This window comes from Pseudomonas sp. GW821-FHT10C09 (genome assembly GCF_059415465.1).
On the sequence record NZ_JBWKNG010000014.1, the window covers coordinates 21,261 to 46,539 of the forward strand.

21 protein-coding genes and 1 pseudogene are annotated in these 25,279 nt (G+C 58.9%); 4 read left to right on the forward strand and 18 right to left on the reverse strand.

The window, feature by feature from the left end; genetic code table 11:
• Positions 1–27 precede the first annotated feature (27 nt).
• Positions 28–2,439: a penicillin acylase family protein gene (locus tag AC07N8_RS15940; protein WP_493144506.1), complete on the forward strand. Its 2,412-nt coding sequence runs from the start codon at positions 28–30 to the stop codon at positions 2,437–2,439.
• Between the two features lie 93 nt (positions 2,440–2,532).
• On the opposite strand, the gene AC07N8_RS15945 is transcribed toward AC07N8_RS15940, so the two are convergent.
• Entirely contained in the window at positions 2,533–3,498 is a 966-nt protein-coding gene (locus AC07N8_RS15945; RefSeq protein ID WP_483843332.1) for a GlxA family transcriptional regulator, read from the reverse strand.
• Between the two features lie 255 nt (positions 3,499–3,753).
• Here AC07N8_RS15945 and AC07N8_RS15950 point away from each other — a divergent pair, with 255 nt between their 5' ends.
• Entirely contained in the window at positions 3,754–4,395 is a 642-nt protein-coding gene (locus AC07N8_RS15950) for an HD domain-containing protein (RefSeq protein WP_493144509.1), read from the forward strand.
• Between the two features lie 132 nt (positions 4,396–4,527).
• Here the strand turns inward: AC07N8_RS15950 and AC07N8_RS15955 are convergent, their stop codons facing one another.
• The 8 genes and pseudogenes from AC07N8_RS15955 to AC07N8_RS15990 form a co-directional block, all read right to left on the reverse strand.
• Positions 4,528–5,418, reverse strand: a complete 891-nt coding sequence (locus tag AC07N8_RS15955; RefSeq protein WP_493144511.1) for an ABC transporter permease subunit — start codon at positions 5,416–5,418, stop codon at positions 4,528–4,530.
• Complete coding sequence (locus tag AC07N8_RS15960) at positions 5,415–6,296, reverse strand: ABC transporter permease subunit (RefSeq protein WP_483843425.1); 882 nt, start codon at positions 6,294–6,296, stop codon at positions 5,415–5,417. Before AC07N8_RS15960 ends, AC07N8_RS15955 begins: the two co-directional genes overlap by 4 nt.
• Before the next feature lie 35 nt (positions 6,297–6,331).
• Positions 6,332–7,474, reverse strand: a complete 1,143-nt coding sequence (locus AC07N8_RS15965; protein ID WP_027926489.1) for an ABC transporter ATP-binding protein — start codon at positions 7,472–7,474, stop codon at positions 6,332–6,334.
• 73 nt (positions 7,475–7,547) lie between these two features.
• Complete coding sequence (locus AC07N8_RS15970) at positions 7,548–8,645, reverse strand: polyamine ABC transporter substrate-binding protein (protein WP_483843329.1); 1,098 nt, start codon at positions 8,643–8,645, stop codon at positions 7,548–7,550.
• 187 nt (positions 8,646–8,832) lie between these two features.
• Positions 8,833–9,930 (reverse strand): polyamine ABC transporter substrate-binding protein, encoded by a 1,098-nt coding sequence (locus tag AC07N8_RS15975; RefSeq protein WP_123434798.1) that lies wholly within the window; start codon positions 9,928–9,930, stop codon positions 8,833–8,835.
• A 182-nt stretch (positions 9,931–10,112) separates the two neighbouring features.
• Entirely contained in the window at positions 10,113–11,477 is a 1,365-nt protein-coding gene (locus AC07N8_RS15980) for an aspartate aminotransferase family protein (protein WP_123434799.1), read from the reverse strand.
• Positions 11,478–11,536: 59 nt separating this feature from the next.
• Positions 11,537–12,895: a glutamine synthetase family protein gene (locus AC07N8_RS15985; RefSeq protein WP_483843327.1), complete on the reverse strand. Its 1,359-nt coding sequence runs from the start codon at positions 12,893–12,895 to the stop codon at positions 11,537–11,539.
• Between the two features lie 111 nt (positions 12,896–13,006).
• Positions 13,007–13,297: pseudogene (locus tag AC07N8_RS15990) on the reverse strand (gamma-glutamyl-gamma-aminobutyrate hydrolase family protein); the annotation flags it as partial.
• A 278-nt stretch (positions 13,298–13,575) separates the two neighbouring features.
• Between AC07N8_RS15990 and AC07N8_RS15995 the strand changes: the two are divergent.
• Positions 13,576–14,952, forward strand: a complete 1,377-nt coding sequence (locus AC07N8_RS15995; RefSeq protein WP_259153858.1) for a glutamine synthetase family protein — start codon at positions 13,576–13,578, stop codon at positions 14,950–14,952.
• Between the two features lie 229 nt (positions 14,953–15,181).
• On the forward strand, positions 15,182–15,820 hold the full coding sequence (locus tag AC07N8_RS16000; RefSeq protein ID WP_123434803.1) for a TetR/AcrR family transcriptional regulator: 639 nt from the start codon (positions 15,182–15,184) through the stop codon (positions 15,818–15,820).
• Positions 15,821–15,947: 127 nt separating this feature from the next.
• On the opposite strand, the gene AC07N8_RS16005 is transcribed toward AC07N8_RS16000, so the two are convergent.
• The 9 genes from AC07N8_RS16005 to AC07N8_RS16045 form a co-directional block, all read right to left on the reverse strand.
• Positions 15,948–16,163 (reverse strand): TOBE domain-containing protein, encoded by a 216-nt coding sequence (locus AC07N8_RS16005; RefSeq protein WP_003229256.1) that lies wholly within the window; start codon positions 16,161–16,163, stop codon positions 15,948–15,950.
• A 33-nt stretch (positions 16,164–16,196) separates the two neighbouring features.
• On the reverse strand, positions 16,197–17,003 hold the full coding sequence (gene ssuB, locus AC07N8_RS16010) for an aliphatic sulfonates ABC transporter ATP-binding protein (protein WP_493144513.1): 807 nt from the start codon (positions 17,001–17,003) through the stop codon (positions 16,197–16,199).
• Positions 17,000–17,782 (reverse strand): aliphatic sulfonate ABC transporter permease SsuC, encoded by a 783-nt coding sequence (gene ssuC, locus AC07N8_RS16015; protein ID WP_140664429.1) that lies wholly within the window; start codon positions 17,780–17,782, stop codon positions 17,000–17,002. Before ssuC ends, ssuB begins: the two co-directional genes overlap by 4 nt.
• An 8-nt stretch (positions 17,783–17,790) precedes the next feature.
• Positions 17,791–18,939 carry an FMNH2-dependent alkanesulfonate monooxygenase gene (gene ssuD / locus AC07N8_RS16020; protein ID WP_493144519.1) on the reverse strand — a complete coding sequence of 383 codons (1,149 nt, stop codon included), beginning with the start codon at positions 18,937–18,939 and terminating at the stop codon, positions 17,791–17,793.
• A gap of 26 nt (positions 18,940–18,965) precedes the next feature.
• On the reverse strand, positions 18,966–19,931 hold the full coding sequence (locus AC07N8_RS16025; protein WP_483843323.1) for a sulfonate ABC transporter substrate-binding protein: 966 nt from the start codon (positions 19,929–19,931) through the stop codon (positions 18,966–18,968).
• An 89-nt stretch (positions 19,932–20,020) separates the two neighbouring features.
• Positions 20,021–20,614, reverse strand: a complete 594-nt coding sequence (ssuE, locus tag AC07N8_RS16030) for an NADPH-dependent FMN reductase (protein ID WP_483843322.1) — start codon at positions 20,612–20,614, stop codon at positions 20,021–20,023.
• Between the two features lie 317 nt (positions 20,615–20,931).
• Complete coding sequence (locus AC07N8_RS16035; protein ID WP_483843801.1) at positions 20,932–21,570, reverse strand: peroxiredoxin; 639 nt, start codon at positions 21,568–21,570, stop codon at positions 20,932–20,934.
• 292 nt (positions 21,571–21,862) lie between these two features.
• On the reverse strand, positions 21,863–23,203 hold the full coding sequence (locus AC07N8_RS16040; RefSeq protein ID WP_483843800.1) for an OprD family porin: 1,341 nt from the start codon (positions 23,201–23,203) through the stop codon (positions 21,863–21,865).
• A gap of 406 nt (positions 23,204–23,609) precedes the next feature.
• Entirely contained in the window at positions 23,610–24,950 is a 1,341-nt protein-coding gene (locus AC07N8_RS16045) for an OprD family outer membrane porin (RefSeq protein ID WP_483843799.1), read from the reverse strand.
• Between the last annotated feature and the right edge of the window lie 329 nt (positions 24,951–25,279).

Below are 25,279 nucleotides of genomic sequence, written 5' to 3' on the forward strand. Positions count from 1 at the left end.
GCAATCCAATAAGAACAAGGAGTCTCCATGAAACGCGTCCTGACCGTACTTGCCTTGCTGATTGTCGCACTCGCCATCGGGGTTGGCGGGTATGTGTACAGCAAGCAGCCGTCGCGCCAGGGCCAAGTGGAGTTGCAGCACCTGCAAGGTTCGGTGAGTGTGCGCTACGACGAGCGCGGCGTTCCGCATATCCGCGCGGAAAACGAGACCGACCTCTACCGCACCCTCGGCTACGTGCAGGCCCAGGACCGTTTGTTCCAGATGGAAGCCATGCGTCGCCTGGCCCGTGGTGAACTGGCCGAGATCCTCGGCCCGAAACTGATCGACACTGACAAACTGTTCCGCAGCTTGCGCATCCGCGAACGGGCCGACAGCTACGTCGCCGCGCTGGATCGGCAGTCACCGGCGTGGAAGGCCCTGGAAGCCTATCTGGACGGCATCAATCAATATCAGGACACGCACGCAGCGCCTGTCGAGTTCGACGTGCTGGGCATCCACAAGCGCCCGTTCACGGCGCAAGACAGCATCAGCGTCGCCGGTTACATGGCGTACAGCTTTGCCGCGGCGTTTCGCACCGAACCGTTGCTGACGTTTGTGCGCGATCAATTGGGCGCCGACTACCTGAACATCTTCGACCTCGACTGGCAGCCCAAAGGTGTCCTGGCCCAAGGGCATTCCAAGCCTGCGCCCATCCTGTCCAGTAGCGACTGGAAAGACCTGAACGCCCTCGCCCGCCTGAGCGAACAGGCACTGGCCGACAATGGCCTGCCGCAATTCGAGGGCAGTAACGCCTGGGTGATTTCCGGCAACCGCACCAAAAGCGGCAAGCCGCTGCTGGCCGGCGATCCGCATATTCGTTTTTCCGTGCCGGCAGTCTGGTACGAGGCGCAACTCTCGGCGCCGGGGTTTGAGTTGTACGGCCATCATCAGGCGTTGGTGCCGTTTGCGTTCCTGGGCCACAACCTGGACTTCGGCTGGAGCCTGACCATGTTCCAGAACGACGACCTGGACCTGATCGCCGAGAAGACCAACCCGGACAATCCGAACCAGGTCTGGTATCGCGGCAAGTGGGTGGACATGGTCACCACCGAGCAACAGATCGTCGTGAAGGGGCAGGAAGCGGTCAAGCTGACGCTGCGTCAGTCGCCCCACGGCCCGATCATCAACGATGCGCTCGGCACGGCGGCCGGCAAGACGCCGGTGGCGATGTGGTGGGCCTTCCTTGAAACGCCGAACCCGATTCTCGACGGTTTCTATCAGCTCAACCGCGCCGACACGCTGGCCAAGGCGCGCGCTGCAGCCGCCAAGGTTCAGGCACCGGGGTTGAACATTGTCTACGCCAACGCCAAGGGCGACATCGGCTGGTGGGCTTCGGCACTGCTGCCCAAGCGCGCGGCCGGGGTGAAACCCGGTTTCATCCTCGACGGCAGCACCAATCAGCCGGACAAGGACGGTTTCTACCCGTTCAGCGCCAACCCACAGGAAGAGAACCCGGCGCGCGGCTACATCGTCTCGGCCAACTTCCAGCCGCTGTCGCCGACCGGCATGGAGATTCCCGGTTACTACAACCTGGCCGATCGCGGTCAACAGCTCAATCGCCAGCTAAGCGACAAGAACGTGAAGTGGGACATCGACGCCAGCCAGAAGCTGCAACTGGGCACCACCACCGCCTACGGTCCGCGCCTGTTGGCGCCGTTGCTGCCGGTGCTGCGTGAAGTGGTGACTGATCCAGCCGAACTGAAACTGGTGGAGCAACTGGCGCAGTGGAAAGGCGATTACCCGCTGGATTCGACCAGCGCCACGCTGTTCAACCAATTCCTGTTCAACCTCGCTGACGCGACGATGCACGATGAACTGGGCAATGATTTTTTCGAGACCTTGCTCTCGACCCGGGTGATCGATGCCGCGCTCCCGCGCCTCGCTGCCACGCCTGATTCACCGTGGTGGGACAACCGCAATACCCTCGGCAAGGAAACCCGTGCCGACACGGTCAAGGTGGCCTGGCAAGCGAGCATCGCCCACCTCAAGACCACCCTCGGCGTGGATTCGGCGCAGTGGCAGTGGGGCAAGGCGCATACCCTGACCCATGGTCATCCACTGGGCGTGCAGAAGCCGCTGGATCGGGTCTTCAACGTCGGGCCGTTCGACGCACCCGGTACCCACGAAGTGCCGAACAATCTCTCGGCCAAAATCGGCCCGGCGCCCTGGCCGGTGACTTATGGCCCGTCGACGCGGCGTCTGGTGGACTTTGCCGACCCGGCTCACAGCCTGACGATCAACCCGGTCGGCCAGAGCGGCGTACCATTTGACAGTCATTACGACGACCAGGCCGAAGCGTATGTCGAAGGGGTGTATTACGAAGCGCATTTCAACGATGAAGAAGTCTCGGCTAATACGCGCAGTACGGTGAAGTTTTTGCCGGCGCGGGCAGTGCCTTAGATCTTCGGCGTCTGGACTGACGCCTTCGCGAGCAGGCTCGCACAGTTTGAAATGCATACCCATGTGGGGGCGAGCCTGCTCGCGAAGAGGCCCTCAAACCATCGCCGCAAAGTTCAGCCTGAACTGCTGTGGCGTTACCCCCAATCGGCGGTTGAACACGCTGCGCATGTGCTGGGCATCGCGAAAGCCACATTGGTAGGCCACGGTCTTGAGCGGCGAATGCGTGCTCTCCAGCAGCACCCGCGCCGCATCCACCCTCGCCCGCTCGACGAATTCCGCCGGGGTGATTTTGGCTTCCTTGGCGAACACCCGGGAGAAATTGCGGGTGCTCATGTTGGCCGCATTCGCCAGGTCCGCGATGGTCAGGTCGCCGGTGAGGTTAGCCAGGACGTAGAGCTGAACCAGCGCCACGGCAGAGGTCGGCTCGGCGTGGGGCGTGAGGAACGGGCTGAACTGCGATTGCCCGCCTGAGCGTTGGGTGAATACCACCAGACGCTTGGCCACGTTCAGTGCGACTTCCGGACCGTGGTCCATGGCCAGCAGATACAACGATAAATCGATCCCCGCCGTGACCCCGGCCGAGGTGTAGAGCTCGCCGTCCTGCACGTACAAGCGATCCGACTCGACCTGGGTCGACGGGCACAACTGAGCCAGTGCGGCAGCGTCGCCCCAGTGAGTCGTCACGGTTCGCCCCTCCAGCAGTCCGGCCCGGGCGAGGATGAAGGCGCCGTTGCAGATCGAGCCAAAGCGTTGCGCCCGTGCGCAGGCACCTCGCAGCCAAGTATCGAATGACGCGCCGAATTCCATGAACGGCAACTGCGGTCCACCGGCCACCAGCAGCAAGTCATACGCCTCAAGCGCTTCGCTGAAATGCCGGTGCGCGTTGAGCGACAGACCGTTGGAACACGGCATCACCCCGCGCTCGACGCCGATCACTTCCAATCGATAGTGGTCTGCAGGTTCGAGGAAACGATTGGCTTCAGAAAACACATCCATGGGACCGGTGACGTCCAGGGACTGAACGCCGGCGAAGACCACGATGGCGATGGTTTTACTCATGGAAACAAACGCCCTCTCGAATTTGGCACGGACCTGTGGCGAGGGGGCTTGCCCCCTCGCCACAGCAAGCTCCCTCGCCACAAAAGCTCATTCATTGCGGTCAAACTTAGCCAATCCACGCGCAACAAGCGAGGTTGGCGCGATATGCAGGTTCATTGGCAAGGATCGCAGCCATGGATCGATTGTCCGGTTTCAGGGGTCGGCACAGACTTTACCCATCAGCGCCGCCACGGCGTTCCCCACGAGGAAAGCACCATGAGCAGCATCATTGCCGGTATCAAAATCCCCGACAGCGCACTGGCCAAGGCCACCACCGAATACATCCGCGACGTCGAATCCGACCTGCTGTATCACCACTCCCGCCGGGTGTTCCTGTTCGGTGCCTTGAGCGGCGAACGCAAGCAACTGGCCTACAACCCGGAGCTGTTGTACGTCGGCGCGATGTTCCATGACCTGGGTCTGGTGGAAGGACATCGCAGCGATGACGAACGTTTTGAAGTCGACAGCGCCAATGCCGCCAAGGCGTTCCTCAAGCCTTACGGGTTGAGTGACGACGATATCGAGCAGGTCTGGCTGTCGATTGCGTTGCACACAACACCGGGCGTGCCGCAACACTTGCGCCCGAATGTGGCGCTAGTGACCGCAGGCGTTGAAATGGATGTGCTGGGCATCGACTACGCGGCGTTTTCTACCGTGCAGCGCGAAGCTGTGGTGCATGCGCATCCACGCGGTGAAGGGTTCAAGGAGTGCATCCTGTGTGCGTTCGCCAACGGCTTCAAGCACAAGCCGGACACGACGTTCGGCACGGTGAATGCGGATGTGCTGGTCGATAGCGAGGTGGGGTTCAAGCCGATGAACTTCGTCGAGATCATCCGCAAATCCCCCTGGATTGCCTAAAACAACTGTGGGAGCGAGCCTGCTCGCGAAGAGGCCCTGTCATTCAGCATAAGGGTTGAATGACAGAACGCTTTCGCGAGCAGGCTCGCTCCCACATTGGATCTGGGTTGGCCACACAATTGTGGCCAACCTTTAAGCCGCTTCCGGCGCCGGGGCGCGGCGCACGTCCGGTTGTTTCCAGGAGTCGGCAGCGCCTTCTTCGATGGCTTGCTGAATCGCGCGCTTGCGGCTTTCTTCGGCACGGCGGCTGAAGAACCAGACCAGGAAGGTCACGATCGACACCGCCAGCAGAATCAGGCTGGCCACGGCGTTGATCTCAGGCTTCACGCCCAGGCGCACCGCCGAGAACACTTCCATGGGCAGGGTCGTCGAACCCGGGCCCGACACAAAGCTCGCCAGCACCAGGTCATCCAGCGACAGGGCAAACGACATCATGCCGCCCGCCGCCAGCGATGGCGCGATCATCGGGATGGTGATCAGGAAGAACACCTTCCACGGCCGTGCACCGAGGTCCATGGCCGCTTCTTCGATGGATAGGTCCAGCTCACGCAAGCGTGCCGACACCACCACCGCCACATACGCCGCACAGAACGTCGTGTGCGCAATCCAGATGGTGATGATCCCGCGTTCCTGTGGCCAACCGATCATCTGCGCCATCGCCACGAACAGCAGCAACAACGACAGACCGGTGATCACTTCGGGCATCACCAGCGGCGCGGTCACCAGGCCGCCGAACAGCGTACGACCCTTGAAGTGCGTGATACGGGTCAACACGAAGGCCGCCAGCGTACCCAGCGCCACCGCTGCAATCGCCGTGTAGCAGGCGATTTCCAGCGAGCGCACCACCGAGCCCATCAGTTGGGTGTTGTCGAGCAGGCCGACGTACCACTTGATCGACCAGCCGCCCCACACCGTTACCAGTTTCGAGGCGTTGAACGAGTAGATCACCAGGATCAGCATCGGTGCGTAGATGAACAACAGGCCGAACACCAGCATGAAAGTCGAGAAACTGAAGCGCTTCATTCTTTGCCCTCCATTTCTTTGGCCTGACTGCGGTTGAACAGGATGATCGGCACAATCAGGATCGCCAGCATCACCACCGCCAGGGCAGATGCCACCGGCCAGTCACGGTTGTTGAAGAACTCTTGCCACAGCACTTTACCGATCATCAGGGTTTCTGGACCGCCGAGCAGTTCCGGGATCACGAACTCACCCACCACCGGGATGAACACCAGCATGCAGCCGGCGACAATGCCGTTTTTCGACAGCGGAATCGTGATCTTCCAGAAGCTGTTGAACGTGCTCGAACCGAGGTCCGAGGCGGCTTCCAGCAGGCTGTTATCGTGCTTCACCAGGTTGGCGTAGAGCGGCAGGATCATGAACGGCAGGTACGAATAAACAACCCCGATGTACACCGCGAGGTTGGTATTCAGGATCTGCAGCGGTTCGTTGATCCAGCCCATGCTCATCAGGAAACCGTTGAGCAGGCCGTTGTTGCTGAGGATGCCCATCCACGCATACACGCGGATCAGGATCGCGGTCCAGGTCGGCATCATGATCAGCAGCACCAGCACCGTTTGCAGCTCTTTACGGGCACTGGCGATGGCGTAGGCCATCGGGTAACCGATCAGCAGGCAGAGCACAGTGCTGATCAGCGCCATCTTCAACGAGCCGAGGTAAGCGGCGATGTACAACTCGTCGTCGCCGAGCATCGCGTAGTTGCCGAGGTTGAGCAGCACCTGCAGCTTCTGGTCGACGAAATTGTAGATCTCGGTGTACGGCGGAATGGCCACATCGGCTTCGGCGAAGCTGATCTTCAAGACGATGAAGAACGGCAACATGAAGAACATGAACAGCCAGATGAACGGAACCCCGATGACCAGCTGACGGCCACCGGGAATTATTCGATTGAGGCGTCGTTTGAATTTGCGCATGTTCATGAGCGAAGTACCACGCCGCTGTCGTCTTCCCAGTACACGTAAACCTGGTCACCCCAGGTTGGGCGCTGGCCGCGACGCTCGGCGTTGGCGACGAACGACTGGACGATCTTGCCACTCGGCAGTTCGACGTAGAACACCGAGTGACCGCCGAGGTAGGCGATGTCGTGCACCTTGCCGCTGGACCAGTTGTATTCGCAGGTCGGCATGGTCGGTGTCACCAGCAGTTTTTCCGGACGGATCGCGTAGGTCACGGACTTGTCCTGCACCGAGGTGCTGATGCCGTGGCCCACATAGATCTGGCGGTCCAGGTCCTTGCAGGTGATGGTGGCGTGACCTTCGGCGTCGTCGATCACTTCACCGTCGAAGATGTTGACGTTGCCGATGAACTCGCAGACCAGGCGGCTGGTCGGGGTTTCGTAGATGTCGATCGGGCTGCCGATCTGGGCGATCCAGCCCAGGTGCATGATCGCGATGCGCTCGGCCATGGTCATGGCTTCTTCCTGGTCGTGGGTCACCATGACGCAGGTTACGCCGACGCGCTCGATGATCTCGACCAGCTCCAGCTGCATTTGCGAACGCAGCTTCTTGTCCAGAGCGCCCATTGGCTCGTCGAGCAGCAGCAGCTTCGGTCGCTTGGCCAGGGAACGCGCCAGGGCCACACGTTGACGCTGGCCACCGGACAACTGATGCGGCTTGCGCTTGGCGTACTGGCTCATCTGCACCAGCTTGAGCATGTCGGCCACGCGTGCATCGACTTCAGCGGCCGGCAGCTTGTCCTGCTTGAGGCCGAAGGCGATGTTCTGCGCCACGGTCATGTGCGGGAACAAGGCGTACGACTGGAACATCATGTTGATCGGTCGCTCGTACGGCGGCATCTCGGTGATGTCGACGCCGTCGAGGTAAATGCGCCCCTCCGTGGGCCGTTCGAAGCCTGCGAGCATGCGCAGCAAGGTGGATTTGCCCGATCCCGAACCGCCGAGCAGGGCGAAAATCTCGCCTTTCTTGATTTCCAGGGACACATCGTCCACGGCAATCGTCTCGTCGAACTTCTTCGTGACCCGGTCGATTTTGACCAGCACCTGTTTAGGTGACTGGTCGCCCTCGAGGGCTTTCTTATAGGCGCCGGAGGCAACTGCCATTTACGAAACTCCCAGAAAAAAAGAGTGCAGTTCGCTCAAGGTGAGCCAACCTTGGATAGTTTGAGCCTTGTAGCTATTTACCCGTCTTGACCTTGGTCCAGCTGCGGGTCATCAAACGTTGAATGTTTGGTGGTAACTCGACCGACACGTAGGTCTTGTCGAGGACTGCTTGCGGTGGATAAACCGCTTCGTCGGTGCGAATGGACTGTTCCATCAGTTTGTCCGACCCGGGGTTAGGGTTGGCGTAGCCGACGTAATCACTGACCTGGGCAATCACCTCAGGTTTCAGCAAATAGTTGATGAAGGCGTGGGCTTCCTTGACGTTGGCCGAGTCCTTCGGAATCGCCAGCATGTCGAACCAGAGCGCGCCGCCTTCTTTGGGAATCGTGTAGGCGATCTTCACGCCTTTCTTGGCTTCATTCGCACGGTTGCGGGCCTGGAACATGTCGCCGGAGAACCCGATCGCGATGCAGATATCGCCATTGGCCAGGTCGGTGATGTATTTGGAGGAGTGGAAGTACGTCACGTAAGGCCGCACGGCCAGCAACTTGGCTTCGGCCTTTTTGTAATCTTCCGGGTTGGTGCTGTTGGCGTTCAGGCCCATGTAGTTGAGGACTGTGGGCATCATTTCGTCAGCCGAGTCGAGGAACGCCACGCCGCAGCTGTGCAGCTTCTTGATGTTTTCCGGCTCGAACAGCACGCCCCAGGAATCGATCTTGTCGACGCCCAGAACGGCCTTGATCTTGTCGACGTTATAACCGATGCCGTTGGTGCCCCACAGGTACGGCACGGCGTACTGGTTACCCGGATCGTTCTGCTCCAGGCGCTTGAGCAGCACCGGGTCGAGGTTGCCATAGTTGGTCAGTTTGGAGCGGTCGAGCTTCTGGAAAGCGCCCGCCTTGATCTGCTTGCCGAGGAAGTGGTTGGACGGCACGACCACGTCGTAACCGGTACGCCCGGCCAGCAACTTGCCTTCCAGGGTTTCGTTGGAATCGAAGACGTCGTAAACCGGCTTGATACCGGTCTCTTTCTGGAAGTCTGCCAGGGTGGTCGAACCGATGTAGTCCGACCAGTTATAAATATGCACAGTGCCGGCAGCCTGGACACTAACGGCAAGCGTCAGACCGGCGCCAACCAGCATGGCATTGCGAAACAGAGAAAAAATAGGCAAGTGGAGGTCCTCTAAAATTAGTTGGGCCCAAGTTGCCCCGCGTTACATGACAGCCATGGCTGCCCGGCAACAAAACCGGCGCGCAACTTACCCTCGAAAAACCGTTCCAGCAAAACTTTCTGTCATTTATTTACACCTGTTGCCGTCATCACGTGGATGACGACAACAGGGGTTGCCTCAAACCGGCTTATTTACCCGACTTGATCTTGGTCCAGCTGCGAGTCAGCAGACGCTGGGTTGCGGCCGGCAAGTCGGCAATCGCGTACAGCTTGGCCATCACGTCCGCTGGCGGGTAGATGCCCGGGTCGCTGGTGATGTCTTTATCAACCAACGGGGTGGCAGCCGCGTTACCGTTCGGGAAGCGCACGGCATTGGTGATCGCAGCCATGACTTCCGGCTTCTGCAGGTAGGTCATGAACTTGTAGGCGCCTTCGACGTTTTCGGCATCTTTAGGGATAGCGACCATGTCGTAGAAGCTGCCGGCACCTTCTTTCGGAATGTTGTAGCTGACTTTCACCTTGTCACCGGCTTCAGCCGCGCGGGACTTGGCCTGGTAGATGTCACCCGAGTAACCCACGGCAACGCAGATGTTGCCGTTGGCCAGGTCGGAGATGTACTTGGACGAGTGGAAGTAGGCGATCGAAGGACGGACTTTGAGCAACAGGGCTTCAGCCTTGTCGATGTCTTCTTTCTTCTGGCTGTCGGTCGGCAGGCCCAGGTAGTGCAATGCCGCCGGAATCATCTCGGTTGGCGAATCCAGCAGGCTGATACCGCAGGACTTCAACTTGGCAGCATTTTCAGGCTTGAAGATCAGGTCCCAGGAATTGGTCGGTGCGTCGGCGCCCAATGCAGCCTTGACCTTCTCGGCGTTGAAGCCGATACCGATCGAACCCCACATGTAAGGGAAGGCGTGTTCGTTGCCCGGGTCGCTCACCGATACCGCTTTAAGCAGTTCAGGGTTCAGGTTTTTCCAGTTAGGCAGCTTGGACTTGTCCAGCTTCTGGTAAACGCCGGCCTTGATTTGCTTGGCCAGGAAGTTGTTCGAAGGTACGACGATGTCGTAACCGGACTTGCCTGCCAGCAACTTCGCTTCGAGGGTTTCGTTGCTGTCGAAAACGTCGTACACCACCTTGATCCCGGACTCTTTTTCAAAGTTCGCGATCGTGTCCGGAGCGATGTAGTCGGACCAGTTATAGACGTGCAACACCTTGTCGTCCGCCTGAACTGCACCCGCCATCGCGCCCAACAGGGACATGGCGAGAAGGGTCTTGCCAGCTATCTTCATACCTAATGCCTTCATCAGTAATGCTCCAATTTTTCTTTTTAACCACGTGCTCAGCGGCCTGTTACTGGGCATCCGAACAACCGGTAGTCTGGCAAGTTCCGAGGCAGGCTTTCAAGGAAAGACCCATCCTTAATTTGCCCTGAGCGAAGTGCCAGCTTCGCACCCCGCCCAGAGCCTAGCACTTAGCCCTGCAACGCACTCAGGGTCAGGTCCAGACACTTGCGTGCCTTGGCCACCAACTCGTCGATTTCAGCCGGTGTAATCACCAGTGGCGGAGCAATGATCATGGTGTCGCCCACCGCACGCATGATCAGGCCGTTGTCGAAGCAGAACTGGCGGCAGATCATGCCGACGCCCTTGCCTTCGTAACGTTTACGGGTGGCTTTGTCCTGAACCAGTTCAATGGCCCCCAGCAGACCGACCCCACGCACTTCCCCCACCAGCGGGTGATCGTTCAGTTCCCGCAGACGCTTTTGCAAATAGGGTGCCGTTTCTGCATGAACGCGCTCGATAATTTTTTCTTCGCGCAGGATGCGGATGTTTTCCAGCGCCACCGCAGCCGCCACCGGGTGACCGGAGTAGGTGAAACCGTGGTTGAAATCGCCGCCTTCGTTCAGTACGGCAACCACTTCGTCACGCACGATCAGGCCACCCATGGGGATGTAGCCGGAGGTCAGGCCCTTGGCGATGGTCATCATGTCGGGCTTGAGGTCGTAGTAATCGGTACCGAACCACTCACCGGTGCGGCCGAAACCACAGATCACTTCGTCCGCCACGAACAGGATGTCGTACTTGGCGAGGATTTCCTTGATGCGCGGCCAGTAGGTCTCAGGCGGAATGATCACGCCGCCGGCACCCTGGATCGGCTCGGCAATAAAAGCACCGACGTTGTCCACGCCGATTTCCAGAATCTTCTCTTCCAGCTGATTCGCCGCCCAGACGCCGAACTCTTCAGGCGTCATGTCACCGCCTTCGGTGAACCAGTACGGCTGTGCAATGTGGACGATGCCCGGGATCGGCAAGTCGCCTTGTTCGTGCATGTACGTCATGCCACCCAGGCTCGCGCCGGCCACGGTGGAACCGTGATAACCGTTCTTGCGGCTGATGATGACTTTCTTTTTCGGCTGGCCCTTGATCGCCCAGTAGTGACGAACCATACGCAGCATGGTGTCGTTGCCTTCGGAGCCGGAACCGGTGAAGAACACGTGGTTCATGCCTTCTGGCGCGATGTCGGCGATGGCCTTGGCCAGTTCCAGAACCGGCGGGTGAGCGGTCTGGAAGAACAGGTTGTAGTAAGGCAGTTCGCGCATTTGCTTGCTGGCCGCATCAGCCAGTTCATCACGCCCGTAACCGATCGCGACGCACCACAGGCCGGCCATGCCGTCGAGGATCTTGTTGCCTTCGCTGTCCCACAGGTAAACGCCCTTGGCGTTCGTGATGATCCGCGGGCCTTTTTCTTTCAGCTGCTTGAAATCGCTGAACGGGGCCAGGTGGTGATCGTTGCTCAGGGTTTGCCATTCACGGGTTTGCGGATTGTTGCTGGTCATACCAATCTCCAAAAAAAATCAGGTGAAAGCGCCGCCCGACAACGACGGCGCCCGGCGTATCAGACGGCGAAGAGCAGGAATTCCCGCTCCCACGAACTGATCACGCGCTTGAAGTTTTCATGCTCGGCCCGCTTGACCGCGACGTAGCCAGTGATGAAGTTTTTGCCTAGGTATTTCTCGATGGTCGTGCTGTTTTCCATGCGTTCCAGCGCGTCCTCGATGGTCAGTGGCAGGCGCAGGTTGCGGCGTTCATAGCCACGACCTACCACTGGAGCGCTCGGGTTGAGGCCCTCGACCATGCCGATGTAGCCGCAGAGCAGGCTCGCAGCAATCGCCAGGTACGGGTTGGCGTCAGCGCCCGGCAGGCGATTTTCCACCCGACGGTTTTGAGGCCCGGCATCCGGAACCCGCAGGCCCACGGTGCGGTTTTCTTCGCCCCACTCCACGTTCACCGGCGCCGAGGTGTCCGGCAGGAAGCGGCGGAACGAGTTGACGTTCGGCGCGAACAGCGGCAACAACTCGGGGATCAGTTTCTGCAAGCCACCGATGTGGTGCAGGAACAGTTGGCTCATGGTCCCGTCTTCATTGGAGAAGATGTTCTTGCCGGTTTCGATGTCGATGATGCTCTGGTGCAAGTGCATCGCGCTGCCCGGCTCGCCGGTCATGGGCTTGGCCATGAACGTCGCCGCCACGTCATGCTTGAGCGCGGCTTCACGCATGGTGCGCTTGAACACCAGGATCTGGTCGGCCAGGGACAAGGCATTGCCGTGACGGAAGTTGATCTCCATCTGCGCCGTGCCGTCTTCGTGGATCAGCGTATCGAGGTCCAGCTGCTGCAATTCGCACCAGTCGTAGACGTCTTCGAACAGCGGGTCGAATTCGTTCGCCGCTTCGATCGAGAACGACTGACGACCGATTTCCGGACGCCCGGAACGGCCAATCGGCGGTTGTAGCGGGTAGTCGGGGTCGTCGCTGCGCTTGGTCAGGTAGAACTCCATTTCCGGCGCCACGATGGGCTGCCAGCCGCGGTCGGTATAGAGTTTGAGGACCTTCTTGAGCACGTTGCGCGGCGACAGCTCGATCGGGTTGCCTTGCTTGTCGTAGGTATCGTGGATTACCTGGGCAGTCGGCTCGATAGCCCACGGCACGAGGAATACGGCGTTCTGGTCGGGGCGGCAGATCATGTCGATGTCGGCCGGGTCGAGCAGTTCGTAATAGATGTCGTCTTCGACATAGTCGCCAGTCACGGTCTGCAACAGAACGCTTTCGGGCAGGCGCATGCCTTTTTCAGCAATGAACTTGTTGGTCGGCGAAATCTTGCCCCGGGTGATCCCGGTCAAGTCGGCGATCATGCATTCGACTTCTGTGATCTTGTGGTCTTTCAACCAATCGGTGAGCTGGTCGAGGTTGTTACTCATAAATGCCTCTAGGCTTTGAGTTTCCTGACGCTTGCTTGCGTCAGGCAATGTTTGACGCATCGGCGTCGCGTTGAAACGGGTGTCTACGTCAGGCTATCGTGTTTTTCCGCACGGTGCGGCAAACGCCGGGCGTGCAGAATCGCGAGCGCTGCCCTGAGCGATAGCCGGGGCGCTATTGTGAATCGGTTCTATATTGAATGAAGTAACCGTAATGGGGGTGCCATCTCCGGCGTCCAGAATATCGGACGGAGACAGGCGATCCGTCAGGGCCGGCAGAATGACCAGCAGTTCCGGAGCCTCTGAGGCCACGGCGCGGACGAAGGTGTCGCCACTGATGTGATAAGCATGCAGACCAATCTGCCTAGAGCAGTTGGTGACGCCGATTAACGGCAGGCGAGACATGAAGCACCCCGGTATTATTGGTGTTATGGGTTTGAATCGAGCTTAGCCTTGTTCATTTTTTTACACAACACCCCCGTAAAAAATACAACACGCCCCGCTCAAGCCCGCGGCAGCCAAAGCGTTCAAAGGCATAAAAACGCCCCAAAGTGCCCCAAAAAAGCCTTACGGGCGCTTTTTTAGGGCAAAAAAGGCCTCGCTTGACTTCGGCAGGCCGTTCGGGTTGACTGGAATCCGAAGAGATCAATGATTGATATTTTTAACAACAAAGGTGTTGCATCATGTCGGTACCCCCGCGTGCCGTTCAGCTTAACGAAGCGAACGCGTTCCTTAAGGAACATCCTGAGGTTCTGTACGTTGACCTTCTGATTGCGGATATGAATGGTGTGGTGCGCGGCAAGCGCATTGAACGCACCAGCCTCCACAAGGTTTACGAGAAAGGCATCAACCTGCCGGCCTCTCTATTTGCTCTGGATATCAATGGCTCGACGGTGGAAAGCACCGGCCTGGGCCTGGACATCGGTGATGCTGACCGAATTTGCTATCCAATCCCTGACACCCTGTGCAACGAGCCTTGGCAGAAGCGCCCTACCGCGCAACTGTTGATGACCATGCACGAACTCGAAGGCCAGCCGTTCTTTGCCGACCCGCGGGAAGTGCTGGCCAATGTGGTGCGCAAGTTCGACGAGATGGGCCTGACCATCTGCGCCGCATTCGAACTGGAGTTCTACCTGATCGACCAGGAGAACGTGAACGGTCGTCCTCAACCGCCACGCTCGCCGGTGTCTGGCAAACGACCGCATTCGACACAGGTCTACCTGATCGACGACCTCGACGAATACGTCGACTGCCTCCAGGACATTCTGGAAGGTGCGAAAGAGCAAGGCATCCCGGCCGACGCAATCGTCAAGGAAAGTGCCCCGGCGCAGTTCGAAGTGAACCTGCACCACGTGGCCGACCCGATCAAGGCCTGCGACTACGCGGTCCTGCTCAAGCGCCTGATCAAAAACATCGCCTACGACCATGAAATGGACACCACGTTCATGGCCAAGCCTTACCCGGGCCAGGCGGGCAACGGTCTGCATGTCCACATCTCGATTCTTGATAAAGACGGCAAAAATATTTTTGCCAGCGAGGATCCCGAGCAGAACGCCGCACTGCGTCACGCGATCGGCGGTGTGCTCGAGACCCTGCCCGCGCAGATGGCTTTCCTCTGCCCGAACGTCAACTCCTACCGTCGTTTCGGCGCACAGTTCTACGTGCCGAACTCGCCGTGCTGGGGCCTGGACAACCGTACCGTGGCGATTCGCGTACCGACCGGCGCTTCCGATGCCGTACGTATCGAACACCGTGTTGCCGGCGCCGATGCCAACCCGTACCTGCTGATGGCTTCGGTCCTGGCAGGCGTGCACCACGGCCTGACCAACAAGATCGAGCCGGGCGCGCCCGTGGAAGGCAACTCCTACGAGCAGAACGAGCAAAGCCTGCCGAACAACCTGCGCGATGCATTGCGTGAGCTGGACGACAGCGAAGTCATGGCCAAGTACATCGATCCTAAATACATCGATATCTTCGTGGCCTGTAAGGAAAGCGAGTTGGAGGAGTTTGAACACTCCATCTCCGACCTTGAGTACAACTGGTACCTGCATACCGTGTAAGTGGTTGCAGTAAAAAAAGAACGCCGTTGGCTGATAAGGCCGACGGCGTTTTTTTATGGCCGCCTGCGGCGGTTCGCGAGCAGGCTCGCTCCCACAGGGACCGTCTGCGTATGCAGAATGTATGTTCTCTGGAGATCAACTGTGGGAGCGAGCCTGCTCGCGAAGGCGGCCGAGAAGACAACACACAACTCGACTCGTACAATGCCCGCTGCCCCCGCAGGAGACTTCAATGACCCGACTCGCCACCCCACGCAAACCCCGCGCCCGCAGCCAGGCACGGATCGATTCGATACTCGATGCCGCCCGCACGCTGCTGGCCGCCGAGGGCGTGGCGAGTCTGTCGATCTACAGCGTCGCCGAGCGCGCGGAGATCCCGCCCTCCTCCGTCTACCACTTCTTCGCCAGCGTCCCGGCGCTGCTTGAAGCACTGACGGCCGACGTTCACGCAGCGTTCCGCGCCTGCCTGCAAGCGCCCATCGATCATGGCGCCCTCAGCGGCTGGCGTGATCTGTCGCGGCTGGTGGAACAACGCATGCTGGCGATCTACAGCGAAGATGCCGCCGCCCGCCAATTGATCCTCGCCCAGCATGGCCTGACCGAAGTCACCCAGGCCGACCGCCAGCACGACATCGAACTGGGCGACCTGATGCACAAACTCTTCGATCACCATTTCGAATTGCCGAAGCTGCCGACGGACGTCGATGTGTTTGCACTGGCCATGGAATTGGGTGACCGGGTTTATGCGCGCTCGGTGCAGCAGCATGGGCAGATCACGCCGCGCATGGCAGAGGAAGGGATGCGGGTGTTTGATGCTTATCTGGGGTTGTACTTGCCGCCGTATCTGCCCAAGCGTGCCATTTCAGCCTAATTCCAGCAGTGGCCTCATTAGCCTCTTCGCGAGCAGGCTCGCTCCCACAGGGGTCTGTGAATGCCACAGATTCAATGTGGGAGCGAGCCTGCTCGCGAAGGCCGCACCGCCGATATCACTGACAGAGTTACAACTTGGCGATCGACACTTCAGTGGATTTCACAAACGCGATCACTTCGCTGCCGACCACCAGCTCCAGCTCTTTCACCGAGCGGGTGGTGATCACCGACGTGACGATGCCGGACGCGGTTTGCACGTCGATTTCCGAAAGTACGTCACCCAGTACGATTTCCTTGATCGAGCCTTTGAACTGGTTACGAACGTTGATGGCTTTGATAGTCATGATGTTGATTCCTGTCGTTGGATAAGGCTTGAGTTAATGAGCCCAACGCAATTGCGTAGGCAAGGGTGAAACGGGTTCCGGTTCCGGCGGTTCGCCGGGCAGTGCGAGGACGCGATTGAGCACTTCGGTTTCCAGCGCCGCCAGCCGATGCGAGCCACGCACCCGAGGGCGTGGCAGTTCCACGATCAGGTCGAGGCCGACTTCGCCCTCTTCGATCAGGATCACCCGATCGGCAATCGCCACCGCTTCGCTGACGTCGTGGGTCACCAGCAACACGGTGAAACCATGCTTGCGCCAGAGCCGCTCGATCAGTTGCTGCATTTCAATTCGGGTCAGGGCATCCAGCGCGCCCAGCGGTTCGTCGAGCAACAGCAAGCGCGGTTGATGGATCAACGCACGGGCCAGCGCCACACGTTGTTTCTGTCCACCGGACAAGGCCGCCGGCCATTCATTGGCGCGATCCGCCAGGCCGACCGACTCCAGCGCTTCAAGGGCTTGCGCACGCCAGTCGCCTTTAAGGCCTAGGCCGACGTTGTCGATGACCTTTTTCCAGGGCAGCAAACGCGCTTCCTGGAACATCAATCGGGTGTCTTCCCGCGCATCACTCAACGGCGCGGCGCCGGCGAGCAAGTCACCGCCCGTAGGCTGGTCGAGCCCCGCCAGCAAACGCAGCAAAGTACTTTTGCCGCAGCCGCTGCGACCAACCACTGCAACGAATTGGCCCGCCGGAATGTGCAGATCGATCTCGCGTAATACCTGCCGCGAGCCAAAGGTTTTTTGCAGCTTGCGCACCACCAGCGGAATCCCGCGCAGCAGGCGTGGAGGTTGTTGAGCGGTCATGCTGCACCTCCTTTGACAACCTGATAGGCCGGGTGCCACCGCAACCACACGCGTTCAAGCCCACGGGCCGCGAGGTCAGCCAGTTTGCCGAGCACCGCGTACAAAAGAATCGCCAGCACCACCACGTCGGTCTGCAAAAACTCCCGGGCATTCATCGCCAGATAACCGATGCCGGAGCTGGCGGAAATGGTTTCCGCGACGATCAGCGTCAGCCACATGAAGCCCAACGCAAACCTCACGCCGACCAGAATCGAAGGCAGTGCACCCGGCAGAATCACCTGGCGAAACAGGCTGAAACCGGACAAGCCATAACTGCGCGCCATCTCCACCAGTGCCGGGTCGACGTTGCGGATGCCGTGATAAGTGTTGAGGTAGATCGGGAACAACGTGCCCAGCGCCACCAGAAAAATCTTCGCCGACTCGTCGATGCCGAACCACAGAATCACCAGCGGAATCAGCGCCAGGTGCGGCACGTTGCGGATCATCTGCACCGAACTGTCGAGCAGGCGTTCGCCCCATTTCGACAGGCCGGTGATAAAGCCCAGCACCAGGCCGATGCTGCCGCCGATGGTGAAGCCCAGCGCGGCGCGCCAGCCGCTGATTGCCAGGTGCGTCCAGATTTCACCGCTGCGCACCAGGCTGACGCCGGCTTCGATCACGGCGATCGGTGCAGGCAGGATCCGCGTCGACAACCAGCCCGCCGACACCGACAACTGCCACACCGCCAGCAGCAACACCGGCAACGCCCACGGTGCGAGGTTGTGGATGATTTTCTTCATGGCACGCCTCAGCTCTGGGACGCGGCTTTGGGAAGGATGTCGTTGGCGACCATCTCGCCGAACGGGCTGACGTAGTTGGCGCCCTTCGGCAACTCCGGACGTTGAATGTCCAGATGCGGGAAGAGCAATTCGGCCACGCGGTAAGACTCTTCAAGGTGTGGATAACCGGAGAAGATAAAGGTGTCGATGCCCAGGTCCGCGTACTCCTTCACGCGGGCGGCCACGGTCGGGCCGTCGCCGACCAATGCCGTACCAGCGCCGCCACGCACCAGACCGACACCGGCCCACAGGTTCGGGCTGACTTCGAGGTTGTCGCGGCTGCCACCATGCAGTGCGGCCATGCGCTGCTGGCCGACAGAATCGAAACGCGCCAGAGAAGCCTGGGCGCGGGAAATGGTTTCGTCGTCCAGATGCGAGATCAATTTATCGGCAGCTTGCCAGGCTTCGGCGTTGGTCTCGCGGACGATCACATGTAGACGAATACCGAAGCGCACCGTGCGACCAAGCTTCGCCGCTTTGGCCCGCACTTGCTCGATCTTTTCGGCCACGGCGGCTGGCGGCTCTCCCCAGGTCAGGACCATTTCCACTTGCTCTGCCGCGAGGTCTTGCGCCGCTTCCGACGAGCCACCGAAGTACAGCGGCGGACGCGGTTGCTGGATCGGCGGATAGAGCAATTTCGCCCCTTTCACGCTGATGTGCTGACCGTCGTAATCGACGGTTTCGCCTTCCAGCACACGACGCCAGATACGGGTGAATTCCACCGAGGCTTGATAGCGCTCTTCGTGACTGAGAAACAATCCGTCGCCGGCCAATTCGTCCGGATCACCACCCGTCACCAGATTGAACAACGCACGACCGCCGGACAGACGATCCAGGGTCGCCGCCTGACGCGCGGCCACCGTCGGGGAAATGATCCCGGGGCGCAGGGCGACAAGGAATTTCAAACGCTGGGTCACCGGGATCAGCGACGCGGCCACCAGCCACGAGTCTTCACAGGAGCGCCCGGTTGGAATCAGCACGCCGCCGAAGCCCAGTCGATCCACCGCTTGCGCGACTTGTTGCAAGTAACCGTGGTCTACGGCGCGAGCGCCTTCGGCGGTGCCAAGGTAATGGCCGTCGCCGTGGGTAGGCAGGAACCAGAAGATATTGAGGCTCATGGAGTGGTCTCCTTAAAAGAATCGAATTACTGCGCTTTGGCAACAGCTGCCGGTGGCGTCCAGATCACGTCTTTGATACTCAACGGCTTCGGAATCAGCTTGAGCTGGTAGAAGCTGTCGGCGATTTTCTGTTGCGCCGCGACCACTTCAGGCGTGAGGAACAGCGCGCCATAGCCCTGGCGTTTCACCGAGGTCAGGGTGATGTCTGCCGGCAGACCGAGCAGTGGCGAAACCTGTTGGGTCACGTCTTCGGGATTGGCCTTGGACCACTCACCGACCGCGCGCACTTCTTCGACGAGGGTCTTGATCACTTCAGGGTTTTTCTGCGCGTAAGGTTTGGTCGCGAGGTAGAACTGATGGTTGTCGACGATGCCCTGGCCATCGCGCAGGGTGTGCGCTTGCAGTTGTTTCTCGGCGGCGGCCTGGTACGGGTCCCAGATGACCCAGGCGTCGACGCTGCCACGCTCAAAGGCTGCGCGGGCATCGGCCGGCGGCAGGAACACAGTCTGGATGTCGGTGTACTTGAGGCCGGCGTCTTCCAGCGCACGCACCAACAGGTAGTGGACGTTGGAGCCTTTGTTGAGCACGACTTTCTTGCCCTTGAGGTCTTTCACCGATTTGATCGGCGAGTCCTTCGGCACCAGGATCGCTTCGCTGTGTGGCGCCGGTGGTTCGTAGGCGACGTAGAGCAGATCGGCGCCGGCAGCCTGGGCGAATACAGGCGGGGTTTCACCGGTCACACCGAAATCGATGGAGCCGACGTTCAGGCCTTCGAGCAGTTGCGGGCCACCAGGGAATTCAGTCCATTGCACGTCCACGCCTTGGGCGGCGAGGCGTTTTTCCAGGGTGCCTTTAGCTTTGAGCAGCACCAGCGTGCCGTACTTTTGATAACCGATTCGCAACGTCTCGGCTTGAGCTTGAGTAATGGCGCCGAAGGACACAGCCGCAACAAACAGAGCGACCAGACCACGACGCAAAATGACAGTGCGCATAGCGCTCTCCTTTTTGCAGTTGGGTTTTGGCTGCACCTGCTTGGCCGTTGGCGGCTGAGTAAGGTGAGTGGATCAATTTCGGGTGAGGCTCAAATGCTCCAGCGAGCACTCAATAAACGTTCATTCAACAGATTCGGATCGAGCGGCTTTGGCCGCCTCGCCATGGCGCTGAAAAACAGTTCCAGCGACTCACTCAATCGTTGCTCCAGCTCCGGCGCCAATTGCGCCTGGGCGCTGCCTTCGCCGTAAGCGATCTGGCTGTCTACAGCAAAAATTCCGTGAAGCATTTCCTGGGCTTTCAGCGCCGACAGCACGGGCTTGAGCGCGTAATCCACCGCCAGCATGTGGGCGATGCTGCCGCCGGTAGCCATCGGCAATACGACCTTGTGGGCCAGGGCGCGCTCGGGAAGCAGGTCCAGCACGGTTTTCAGTGCGCCCGAGAACGACGCTTTGTAAACCGGCGTGGCGATCAGCAAGCCGTCGGCGTTTTCAATCTGTTGCAGCAGGTCGATGACCTTGGGGCTGTCAAAGCGTGCGTGCAGCAAGTCTTCCGCCGGGAAATCCCGAATCTGGTAACTCACCACTTCCACCCCTTGCTCCTGCAACCAGCGCTGGGAGCGTTCCAGCAGCACCCCGGATCGGGAGCGTTGGCTGGGACTGCCACCGAGTGAGACAACCAGCATTCAGAGGATTCCTTGAACGGTGTTGGCGATTCGCGGTTTGCGATCTCGCTGTGATGGGAGTGACCTTAACAGGTGTTTTTTATATCCATAAATCATATTTATTCATTTGGTTATGCGTTATGGAGATATGCAAATCAGCGATTTCCAGGCACAAAAAAAGGCCGTCGAAACGGCCTGAAATCCCCTGCTGTATGAATCTGCATTCGGTAGCGCTTATCACACCGCCTTCGCGAGCAGGCTCGCTCCCACAGGTAAATCGCGATCCAATGTGGGAGCGAGCCTGCTCGCGAAGAGGATTCAAGCCGCGCTGAAAATGGTTACCTGTTCGGCTGCGGCGTCAAACGCAAATACGGTTTTACCGCGCGATAACCCTTGGGAAAACGCTGCCTGATTTCATCTTCATCCTTGAGCGACGGCACGATCACCACTTCATCACCGTCCTGCCAGTTGGCCGGGGTCGCCACCTTGTAGTTATCGGTCAGTTGCAGTGAATCAATCACTCGCAGGATTTCGTGGAAGTTGCGACCGGTACTCGCCGGGTACGTGATGGTCAGCCGAATCTTTTTCTTCGGGTCGATCACGAACAGCGAGCGCACGGTCAGGGTGTCGTTGGCGTTGGGATGGATCAGGTCGTACAGGTCCGACACCTTGCGGTCGGCATCTGCGAGGATCGGGAAGTTGACGAGGGTGTTCTGGGTCTCGTTGATGTCCTCGATCCACCGGTGATGCGAGTCCACCGGGTCAACCGACAGGGCGATGGCCTTGACCCCGCGCTGGGCAAATTCGTCCTTGAGCCGGGCGGTGAACCCCAGTTCGGTGGTGCACACAGGGGTGAAGTCCGCCGGATGGGAAAACAGCACGCCCCAGCTATCGCCCAGCCATTCGTGGAAACGGAGGGTGCCGGCGCTGGAATCCTGTTCAAAGTCGGGGGCGATATCGCCAAGTCTGAGGCTCATGGTGCTGCTCCTGGTGAGTGCTTGTTGAGCTCGACTTTGCCTGCATCCACGAATAATTAAAAAGAATAAATATCGATTTATTTAGATCATAAAGAAATATTAAAGATCTGTTCACTGGACGTGAACAGGCGAGGCGCCCAACATCGCCCCCAAGGTTCGAGAAGGCCTTGAGTGCTGCAAAAGAGGGGAATTTCGAGGCGGGTTTACGGGGGTGACCCCGCCTCGAAACGCAAAAGCCCCGCCCGGCGAGATGCCGGGCGGGGCTTTTTTTGTCTCGGTTACCCGAGCGCTATTACAACAGCGGGATCGAGTAGCTGAGGATCAGGCGGTTTTCGTCCTGGGAGCGAGTGCCCGGCAGGTCGGTGCGCCACATAGCATTTTTCCAGGCAACACCAAGGTTCTTCAGCGGGCCGTCCTGAAGGACGTAGGCAACGCTCAAGTCGCGTTCCCACTCGGAAGCGCCATTGGCCAACTCTTTACCTGCACCGTTGACGGTGTCGATGTTGTCACCGCGCAGGTAAACCATACCGGCGGTCAGGCCTGGTACACCAACCTTGGCAAAGTCGAACGAGTAGCGTGCTTGCCAGGTTTTCTCGCCGGCACGGCCAAACTTCTGGATTTGCGAATCGGTGATGGTGTAGTTCGACGAACCATCACCCTGGTTCAGCCAAGGGAAGTCGCTGCTGCCGTTGCTGACCTGGTAACCGCCACCGAAGGTATGACCGGCAACCGTATACAGGAACAGGCCGCTGTACAGGTTGTTGTCGACCTTGCCTTTACCGTTTGGCGCGTTGTAGTTGCCAGTGGTGTAGTACAGCGGGTCGTGACCGTTGGCACCATCGTCAGAGCTGTTGAAGTAACGGAAATCCGACTTCAACACGCCCGGGCCGATTGCCCAGTTGTGAACCAGACCCAGGAAGTGTTGCTTGTAGAACTCTTCCAGGTTGCCGTAGTAGTACTGGGCCGTCAGGTCCTTGGTGATTTTGTAGTCACCACCGGCGTAGATGAACTTGTTGCTGTCGCGGAACTTGGTTCCACGAGAGTTCGCGCCCGAAATGGACATCTGCTCGTTGTTGCTGGAGTTACGGCCTTTAACGGCTTCGATCTGACCACCGACCAGCGACAGGTCCTTGATCTCGGCGGAAGTGATCTGGCCACCCTGCCAGGTTTGCGGCAGCAGACGACCATCGTTGGTCACGATGACCGGGTTTTTCGGCTGCAGGGTGCCCAGTTTCAGTTCAGTCTGGGAAACCTTGGCCTTGGCGGTCAGGCCCAGGCTGGAGAAGTCATCAACCGCTTCGCCGTTGGACTTGCTCGGGAACACAGTGCCACCGTAAGAGGTAGCAGTAGCGCCGTTGGTGCCGCCGCCCGAATCCAGCTTGACGCCCAATAGGCCGATCGCATCGATACCGAAGCCGACGGTGCCTTGGGTGTAACCGGAGATGAAACGCAGATCGAAGCCTTGGCCCCACTCTTCGTTTTTGTTCGGACCGGTACCGTCACGGTTATCGGTGTTGATGTAGAAATTACGCAGCCCCAGGGTTGCCTTGCTGTCTTCGATAAAACCAGCGGCGCCTGCTTGCTGCGCCAAAACCCCAACGGCCACAGCGATGGCCAAGGTGGACTTGTTCATTGTTTCGCTCCTCATTACTAATGCTTATGGTCTTGGTCCTGGGTCGAATGCCCTGGATCCTAAGACGCGCAATTTTTGCCGAGCCCTTCTAGGCCGGTCGTTTTGGCCGTGCAGGATACAGCTACATAAAGCCAAAAAGAATTGTGCGTTACTTTTTAATGCAATTTAGGTATATGCCTGCGCAGCACAGATCCGAGGTATCGGCATGAAAGCCAATTCCTTGACCTGTTCTACTAACGGGGGGTTGCTCAACTAGTGCCGGCGTCGAGACCAAGGCCGGGCGGGGCCTACTTTAGGTGCTGGAGAAAAAAACCAAAAAGAATAAAAAATGCGCACGACAGCATTTATTGGAATAAACAGGCAAAAAAAAGCCTCGCCAATTGGCGAGGCCTTTTCTGACGACTTGTTACAGGAAGCTGTAGGTGTAGTTGAAGATCAGACGAGTCTGGTCCTGATCAACAAGGCTGGTGCCATCGCCACGATAAGTACCGTGACGCAGCGTTGTACCAAACCCTTTAAGTGCGCCCGTTTGAATCACGTAATCGATACGTGCGTCGGTCTCATGCTCGCTCAGGTCTTTACCAACACCGTTGGTAGCCTTGATGTCTTGACCACTCAGGTAAGAAATCGAAGCTTTCAGGCCGGGTACGCCCAGCGAGGCGAAATCGTAGGAGTACTGGCCGTACGTGGTGTTTTCACCGGCACGGATAAAGCTGCCAACTGTGGCATCGGTAAACGAGTAGAAGCTGGCGCCGCCGGCGCCTTCGTTGCGACCGTTGCCATCGAGGACGCTACCCTGGTTCAGGAACACAAAGCCGCCGTCATCGCTGACGCGCTGGTGCCCGAGCAGGAATGCGCTGCCACCCAGGGTATAGGTGAAGGTTGCGCTCCAGGTTTGGTTATCAACCTCGCCCAGGGTCTTGGCGTAGCCACCGTTGTTGTTGAACCGATAGCCAGCATCACCGTTCTTGCCGTCGGAGCTACTGTCGAAATAACGCAGATCGGTCTTGAACGACTGGTTCGAGGCAATCGGGTAAACGTGCACCAGACCGAGGAAGTTCTGCTTGTAGTAGTCTTCCAGGTTCGCGTAGTAGTACTGCAGCATCAGGTCTTTGGTGACCTTCCAGTCAGCGCCGGCGTAACGGAATTTGTTGCTTTCCTGAGTACCGCCATTCACTGCCAGGCCAGTGCTGTTGGAGGAGGCGCGACCGGTTGCGTGCTCCAGTTGGCCCAGGTTGAAGGTCACATTGTCGATTTCCTTCGAGGTGATGGTGCCACCTTCGAAGGTCTGCGGCAGCACTCGGCTGTCGTTCGCGATCAGGATCGGCATGTTTGGCTGAAGAGCGCCACCCAAGTGGGCCTCGGTCTTCGAGAAGCGTGCCTTGACGTTGCCCGCCAGACGACTCCATTCACTCTCTGCCGATCCATCGGAATCGCTAGGAGAGAAGGAGTTGTTGTCCGGGTGATGGCCCTTGCCGCCGTCCAGATGGATACCCACCAGTGCCTGGGCGTCGATACCAAAACCTACGGTACCTTGGGTGAAACCGGACAGGTAATCGAACTTCAGACCCTCAGCTGCCTCGCGCTGACGGTTAGCAGGCGTCGCGGCGCCTTCACGGGCATCGGCGTCAAAATAGTAAGTACGCGAACTGACGGAAGCCTTGCTGTCTTCCAGGAAACCAGCGGCGCCTGCCTGCTGCGCCAAAACCCCTACGGCCACGGCCAAAGCCAAGTTTGACTTGTTCATTGTGAAGCTCCTCTCGATTCTAATTCTTGTGTTCCTGGCCCCAAGTCGATGCTCGGAATCCTAAGATGCGCGATTAGCGCCAGAGCGTGACCCACAAGTCAATCGTAACTATGTGTGTCTACGACCATGGTCTAATCCCCCGTTTTTTGGTCCATGCAGGTCATGAGTTCGTCATAAACCTGAAAAGAACTAGCTCTTTCTTTTCTCATACCCTTTAGGAATTACGCTCCGCGTCGCTCCCTGTCCCCAGAATAGAGCCCCCAGCTCATAAGCTAATTCCTAAATAGTATTTATTAGCGGTTTTTTAGATCGTTTAGCGTTTGAAGCAA